This window comes from Noviherbaspirillum sp. (genome assembly GCF_036846085.1).
Classification (GTDB): domain Bacteria; phylum Pseudomonadota; class Gammaproteobacteria; order Burkholderiales; family Burkholderiaceae_D; genus Noviherbaspirillum.
Window position 1 is genome coordinate 1 of sequence record NZ_DAIUCO010000266.1, and the last position, 7,007, is coordinate 7,007.

General features: G+C 61.4%; 7 protein-coding genes. 2 read left to right on the forward strand and 5 right to left on the reverse strand.

Annotation, left to right across the window (positions count from 1 at the left end; all coding sequences use genetic code 11):
- Positions 1-113: 113 nt before the first annotated feature.
- Positions 114-677, reverse strand: coding sequence for an alkyl hydroperoxide reductase subunit C (gene ahpC, locus V7080_RS21890; protein WP_334190503.1), 564 nt, complete (start codon positions 675-677; stop codon positions 114-116).
- A 455-nt stretch (positions 678-1,132) separates the two neighbouring features.
- On the opposite strand from ahpC, the gene V7080_RS21895 reads away from it, so the two are divergent.
- Together V7080_RS21895 and V7080_RS21900 are read left to right on the forward strand one after the other, a co-directional pair.
- Positions 1,133-1,528, forward strand: a complete 396-nt coding sequence (locus V7080_RS21895; RefSeq protein WP_334190504.1) for a PA2779 family protein — start codon at positions 1,133-1,135, stop codon at positions 1,526-1,528.
- A 7-nt stretch (positions 1,529-1,535) separates the two neighbouring features.
- Positions 1,536-2,492 carry a PA2778 family cysteine peptidase gene (locus V7080_RS21900; RefSeq protein WP_334190505.1) on the forward strand — a complete coding sequence of 319 codons (957 nt, stop codon included), beginning with the start codon at positions 1,536-1,538 and terminating at the stop codon, positions 2,490-2,492.
- Positions 2,493-2,557: 65 nt separating this feature from the next.
- On the opposite strand, the gene V7080_RS21905 is transcribed toward V7080_RS21900, so the two are convergent.
- The 4 genes from V7080_RS21905 to V7080_RS21920 are packed head-to-tail and all read right to left on the reverse strand — an operon-like array spanning position 2,558 to position 6,498.
- Positions 2,558-3,595, reverse strand: coding sequence for a VWA domain-containing protein (locus V7080_RS21905; RefSeq protein WP_334190506.1), 1,038 nt, complete (start codon positions 3,593-3,595; stop codon positions 2,558-2,560).
- A 2-nt stretch (positions 3,596-3,597) separates the two neighbouring features.
- Positions 3,598-4,545 carry a DUF58 domain-containing protein gene (locus tag V7080_RS21910; protein WP_334190507.1) on the reverse strand — a complete coding sequence of 316 codons (948 nt, stop codon included), beginning with the start codon at positions 4,543-4,545 and terminating at the stop codon, positions 3,598-3,600.
- Positions 4,520-5,545, reverse strand: a complete 1,026-nt coding sequence (locus tag V7080_RS21915; RefSeq protein WP_334190508.1) for an AAA family ATPase — start codon at positions 5,543-5,545, stop codon at positions 4,520-4,522. The genes V7080_RS21910 and V7080_RS21915 overlap by 26 nt, the downstream gene beginning before the upstream one ends.
- Before the next feature lie 17 nt (positions 5,546-5,562).
- Entirely contained in the window at positions 5,563-6,498 is a 936-nt protein-coding gene (locus V7080_RS21920; protein WP_334190509.1) for a S1C family serine protease, read from the reverse strand.
- Positions 6,499-7,007: the final 509 nt, after the last annotated feature.

Sequence of the window (7,007 nt, forward strand, 5' to 3'; positions counted from 1 at the left end):
GGGTGGGGGTAGTGCGGTCGATCTACCGCATGCGGTGGCTCGACCTCGCTACCCCCATCCCAACCTTTCCCCCTGCAAGGGGGAAGGAGCTCGTACTTTGAAGTGCTGCTGACTTAGATCTTGCCTACCAGTTCCAGCGATGGAGCCAGTGTTTCTGCGCCTGGAGTCCACTTCGCCGGGCAGACTTCACCCGGGTGCGATGCAACGTATTGCGCTGCCTGCACCTTGCGCAGCAGTTCCTGGGCGTCGCGGCCGATGCCGTTGTCATGGATTTCGCACAGCTTGATCTGGCCTTCGGGATTGATGACGAAGGTGCCGCGCAGTGCCATGCCGTCTTCTTCGATCATCACGTCGAAATTGCGGGTGATCGTGCCGGTCGGATCGCCGATCATCGGATACTGCAGCTTGCCGATGGTTTCGGATGTGTCGTGCCATGCCTTGTGGGTAAAGTGGCTGTCGGTCGACACGCCGTAGATCTCAACGCCGAGTTCCTTGAACTTCGCATAGTTGTCGGCGAGGTCGCCCAGCTCGGTGGGGCAGACGAAAGTAAAGTCGGCAGGGTAGAAAAACACCACGGACCATTTGCCTTTCAGGTCGGCATCCGTCACAGGCACGAATTTGCCGTTGTGATATGCGGTGGCGGTGAACGGCTTGACTTGGGTATTGATCAGGGACATAGATACTCTCTCGTCTTGGTTGATGAAAAGGGATGGAGGGATAATAGCAGCGATCTATGAAATATAGAAATTAATAGTATTTATAGATGGCATAGGGAGTTTATATATTCGCTACCGTGAACCGTGGTGCCCTATATGACCTGGACGTCTTCGGCGGATCAGAGGAATGAAATGTCGATACGATGTCCGGATCATCCGTGAGTTCCGGGTGGGCGTTGATAGCGGCTGAATTGCCGGAAGACGCACTGGAACCGTGCAAAATCCGGCGCGAGATGATAGCAAAATGTTCAACATTAGTCGCCCATACTGATATCCATCAACATCAAAGGGGCAAAACTTAGTAAAACGTAATTTGAACTGCGCCGTGTCGACGCCAGGTCCTATTGCCGTGCGACAACGGCGTATTTCTTTTTGCTATATGTTTTTAACACCACTTCCATTTCCTGGAGAAAACCATGTCCCACTTCAAACGGTTTATCGCGTCCTTCCTGATTGTGTGCCTGACCAGCATCACCATGCCGATGCAAGCTTTTGCAGCGATCGTTTCCACCGAGGAGGCCACGGGAACGATAACGGCGGGAACCGCCGCCGAGCGTGATCGCATCACCGGTTTCCTGGCGCGGGACGATATCCGTAAATCGCTTGAAGCGCAGGGCGTCGATCCCCAGGCGGCGATCGACCGTGTCGGCACGCTGTCGGATGACGAAGTGCAGCAATTGGCTGGCCGCATCGACCAGATGCCGGCCGGCGGTGACGTCCTCGGTGTCCTGTTCACCATCTTCGTTATCCTGCTGGTGACCGACATTCTCGGCTTCACGAAGATCTTCCCGTTCACCCGATCGGTTCGATAAACCGTTGATGATCCGCACTTTGCAACAACGACGTGCGGCCTCGATCGCGGCCGCACTTGTCTGCAGCGCTGCCTTGCTGGCCGGGTGCGCGACGCCGCAGGTGGCGTCGCTGCAGCAGCGCTGGCCGGATGCGCTGCCGGCATCGGCCCTGATCGCAGGCGTCCCGTTCCATCCGCAGGAAGACTACCACTGCGGACCCGCAGCGCTTGCCATGGCGGCCGGCGCCGCCGGCATGCGCCTGCAGCCGGAGCAGCTCGCCGACCAGGTCTATGTGCCGGGACGCCAGGGCTCGCTCCAGGTGGAAATGTTTGCTGCCGGACGGCGCCACGGCTTGCTGCCGTACCGGCTCCAGCCCAACATCGAGACGCTGCTGCAGGAAGTCTCCGCTGGCAATCCGGTCATCGTCCTGCAGAATCTTTCATTTTCGTTCGCGCCCGTCTGGCACTACGCCGTCGTGATCGGCTTCGACCGTAACAACAATACCCTGCAGCTTCATTCCGGCCGCACCGAGAAACTGGAGATGTCGCTGTACACCTTCGAGCGCACATGGGCGCGGGCCGACAAGTGGGCCATGCTGCTCCTTCCACCGACGCGCCTGCCGGCGAGCGCCGAGCCGGATGCCTATGCGGCTTCGGCGGCGACACTGGAACGCATCGCGCCCGCCGCCGCGAAAGCGGCCTATGCCACCGGCCTGGAACGATGGCCCGCGCATCGCACATTGTGGCTGGGCGCCGGAAACACCGCTTATAGCCTCGGCCATCTCGATGCGGCGATCAAGGCCTATGAGAAGCTGACGACCATGCATCCCGAGTTCGCCGACGCGTGGAACAACCTTGCGCAGGCCTTGCTGGATAAGGGAAGGGTGAACGAGGCGGCGGCGGCGATCAAGCAGGCGGTCGCGCTCGGCGGCGCAAGGCTTCCCCGATACCTGGATCTGCAGAAGCAAATCCAGGCGAAGTCATGAGGATATGGGCAATCCGCCGGACGTTGTCGCGTATCGCCCGGGGGAAATCGGCTAGCGGAGACTGGCTACACGATCCGGTTGAACCAAAGCATCGATAATGCCGCGGCGAAGGTCGCCAGCACGGCGCCGGCCAGCGCGAACAGCGCAGTGATTTCAGTTTCCTTCTTCTCGAATACCAGCTTCGTGCTGAGTGATTCATACACGTTCTTCAGGTCGTCGGCGGTGCCGGCGTAGAAATAGGAGGCGTGGGTCATGTTGGACACTTTCTTCAACGTTTCCTCGTCCAGCCGCACCCGCATCGACCAGCCTTCGAAGCCGATGGTTTCGCCCGCCACCGTGCCGACGCCGACGGTATACACACGCACGCCGCGGTCAGCCGCCATGCGGGCCGCATCCATCGTATCGACGCCCGTGGTCGGCTGCCCGTCAGTCAGCAGGATGACGGCAGACGATGTGTTCGAACCAGGCGGCACCGGTTTGAAATCCTTCTTTTCCGCCTCGCCCGCTTTTTCTATCGAGCGGCTGCGCATCTCTTTCTGATCGGCCCCGTCCAGGTTGATGCCGGCATCCGGGAACAACGCGGCCAGCGACAGTACGATACCGTTACCGATCGCGGTACCCCGCTGCAACTGGAAACGCTCGATCGCGCTGATCAGGTCTTCTCGCGCCAGTGTCGGCGCCTGCACCACCGCGGCGGTGCCGGCGAAGGCGACGATGCCGACCTTCACGTTCGATGGCAATTCCTTGAGGAATGCCTTGGCCGCATTCTGCGCCGCGACCATCCGGTTCGGCTTCACGTCGGTCGCCCGCATGCTGCCGGACACATCGATCGCGAGAATGATCGTCTGCTGCTGCGAGGGAAGCGTCATCACCGCCGTAGGCCGGGTCCCGGCAAACAGCATCGCACCGATGCCGAGCAGGAACAGCGCCGGCGGAAGATGGCGTTTCCACGTCTGCTTCGCACCGATCGCCTGTTTCACCAGCCCGAGGCTGGCGTACTTCACCTGCATTTTCTTTTTGCGCTTCAGCATCAGGACATAAATGCCGATCAGCATCGGCAGCAGAAGCAACAACCACGACATTTCAGGCCAGAGGAATTTCATGCCTACGACTCCATCAGCGCCGGGCGCAAGTGTGCAGGGAGCCCGCTGCCCGCGCTGCCGCGCACCCGGCGCTTGCGCAGATCGGTGAAGCGCAGCAAGGCTTCGATCAGGTTGTCATCGGTCGACAGTTCCAGCGTATCCACGCCGGCTGCCGCCAATGTTTGCCGCAACGTCGTTTCGCGTTCGGCGGCCAGTTCGGACAGGCGCCGGCGGAACCCGGCGTCATGGGTATCGACCAGCAATTGCTCGCCGGTCTCGGCATCTTCCAGCGTCAGCAGGCCGAGGTCGGGAAGATCTTTCTCCAGCGGATCGGACAGCCGCACCGCGGTCACTTCATGGCGGCGCACCAGCTGCCCCAGCGACTGTTCCCAGCCGGGCGCGCTGATGAAATCGGACACGACGAACACCGTCGAGCGCCGTTGCAGCATGCCGGCGCCGGCATGCAGCAGATCCAGCAATTTCGTCTCACCGCCGGCGCTGCCATCCGGCCGTTCCAGCATTTGCTTGAGAAGGTGCAATACATGCCGCCTTCCGCTGCCGGGCGGGATGACTCGTTCCACCCCGCTGCCGTAGAGGATGGCGCCAACCCGGTTGCCGTGGCGCGTCAGCAGGCGGGCCAGGATGGCGACGAATTCAGCGGACACCCCACGCTTGCGCACGTCGCCGGAACCGAAATCCACCGAGGGGCTGAGATCGAGAAGAAACCAGGCGGTCATCTCCCTGTCCTCGGTGTATTCGCGCACATGGGGCACCTGGAGGCGTGCCGTCACGTTCCAGTCGATATGGCGGACGTCATCGCCATGCTGGTATTCGCGCAGGTCGGCCAGGTCCATGCCGGCGCCGCGCATCAGCGTGCGGTAATCGCCCTGCAGCAGGCCGTCCAGGCGGCGGATGACCGTCCATTCGAGGCGGCGCAGCAGATGGTCAGGCGTTGACGACAGGTTTTGCATGGAACTCCAGGATTTTTTCGGGCGCCTTCACCTTGGCGAGGATCTGTTCGATCACCTTGTCGGTGCTGACCGATTCCGATAGCGCCTCATAGGTCAGCACGATGCGGTGCCGCAATACATCGGCGGCAAGATCCTTCACATCGTCGGTCAATGCGTATCGCCGTCCGCGCAGAAACGCCAGCGCACGGGCGCCTTCAATCAGGTTGATGGTGGCGCGCGGGCTGGCGCCGTATTCGATGAAGCGCGCCACATCCTTCAGGCCGTGCCGGGCCGGCGCGCGGGTCGCCGATACCAGCCGCACCGCATACTGGATCAGCGATGGATCGACATACACCTCCCGGCATTCCGCCTGCAGCGCATGCAGCTGCTCGGTCGTTGCCACCGAATTGACCGAGATCGACGGGCCGGTGACGCGCTCGACGATCACGAACTCTTCCTGGTCGGTCGGATAATCGACCAGCACCTTCATCATGAAGCGGTCGACCTGCGCTTCCGGCAGCGGATAAGTGCCCTCGGTTTCGATCGGGTTCTGCGTCGCCATCACCAGGAAGGGCTCCGGCACGCGGTGGGTGTCGCCTGCGATGGTGACCTGCCGCTCCTGCATGACTTCCAGCAACGCGCTCTGCACCTTGGCCGGGGCGCGGTTGATTTCGTCCGCCAGCAGCAGGTTGGTGAATACCGGTCCGAGCGAAGTGCTGAAGTCGCCGGTGCGCTGGTTATAGATACGCGTGCCGACGAGGTCCGCCGGCACCAGGTCAGGTGTGAACTGGATGCGCTTGAACGAGCCGCGGATCGTCTGCGCCAGCGTCTTCACCGTCAGGGTTTTCGCCAGGCCCGGCACGCCTTCGACCAGGAGGTGGCCCTGTGCAAGCATCGCCACCATGACGCGTTCCAGGAAGCGATCCTGGCCGACGACGACCCGCTTCACTTCATACAAGATGCTTTCCATCAATGCCGGTACGTCGGCGCCGCCCTGGCCATTCGCGTATTGAGTATCCATTGTTTCCTTTTCAGTGTTCAGAAAGGCGGCATGCCGGCCGCGGCCGCCGCGTTTTCGATGGGTACCGCGAAGCCGATACCGATGAATACCGATTGCTCGGTCGGATTGAGAATGGCGGTGATGATGCCGACCACCTCGCCTTCGGCGGTGATCAGCGGGCCGCCGGAATTGCCCGGATTGGCTGCCGCGTCGAACTGGATCAGGTTTCTTAATTCCTGCTCACCTTCGGGCGACTTGTAGTTGCGCTTGAGACCCGACACCACGCCGGCCGACAGCGACGGACCGATGCCGAACGGAAAGCCGACCGCAAATACATGGTCGCCCGGCACCAGCTTGTCGGTGGAACGCATGGTGGCTGCAACAAGGTCGTCCGGCACTGTATCCGCCTGCAATACGGCGAGATCGTTTTCAGGCTGTGTATTGACGACCGATGCGCCGGTTTCCATGCCGTTGGCGAAGGTAATTTTCAGGCGCTCGGAACCCTGCACCACGTGCAGGTTGGTCAGGATCAATCCCTTGTCGACGATGACGACGCCGGTGCCGACGCCATTCGGGTGCTCTTCGCCTTTTTCCTTCTTGTTATAGCCGGTGACGCGCACCACCGACGGCAGAACGGCTGCATACGCCCGTGTCGCGGGGGAGGGAAGCACCGCCGTTTCCAGCGTGCGCATAACGGCGAGATCGATATCCTTTTGCGTCAACTTGTACGGCAACGGATTGATGCCCACGAATAGTGCGGCCACCATTGCCGCGCCGAGCGCGCCGCACAGCACAAATACGGTGCGCGGCCAGCGGGCCAGCAGGGCGCGCACCCGCGAGCGCGGTTTCGGTGCCGGTGCCCCGAGCGCATCCCGGGACGTGTCGCTGGATGAATCCGGGGCGGGTTCCGGGATTTCGGCAGACTGTGTTGCGGCCGGTCTGCTGCCACGGCTATAGAGGGCGGTTCGGCGCATGGGGAATGGCGGTGCGGGGTTGTTGGTACAAGGTAGCATTCATAATCACGCTCGTATTGAGGTGTATCAGCCGGTTCTTGAAACTTGGATTGCGGGGAGTGCTTTTTGCTCCGGGGGGAGGCTTTTTTTTGCAATGCTGTCCGGCGCACTTTTGCACGACCGGCTTGTCATTCCCGCGCAGCGTCTTGCAAGGAATCTGGACGGCATGCTGTCCAACCGTATAACGCTACTGTCGTGCAAGTCAGTACGCGCCCTGCAAGGGGAATCCAGGGCGACGGAGTGTGTGCGGAGGTACATCATCTCTGTCATTCCCGCGAAGGCGGGAATCCAGGGCGACGGAGTGTCTCCGGTGATGCAATCTGGGTGGCTCTTCGAAGAGACAAGCCGGGACTGGCCCCGGCGGGCCACTTCCTTTTCTTGTCTCTCCAAGAAAAGGAAGCAAAAGAAGGCGACCGCGAGTCGCTGCCCCTTCGGGGGTGGAGCAGGGAATTCGGACAGCATGCTGTCCG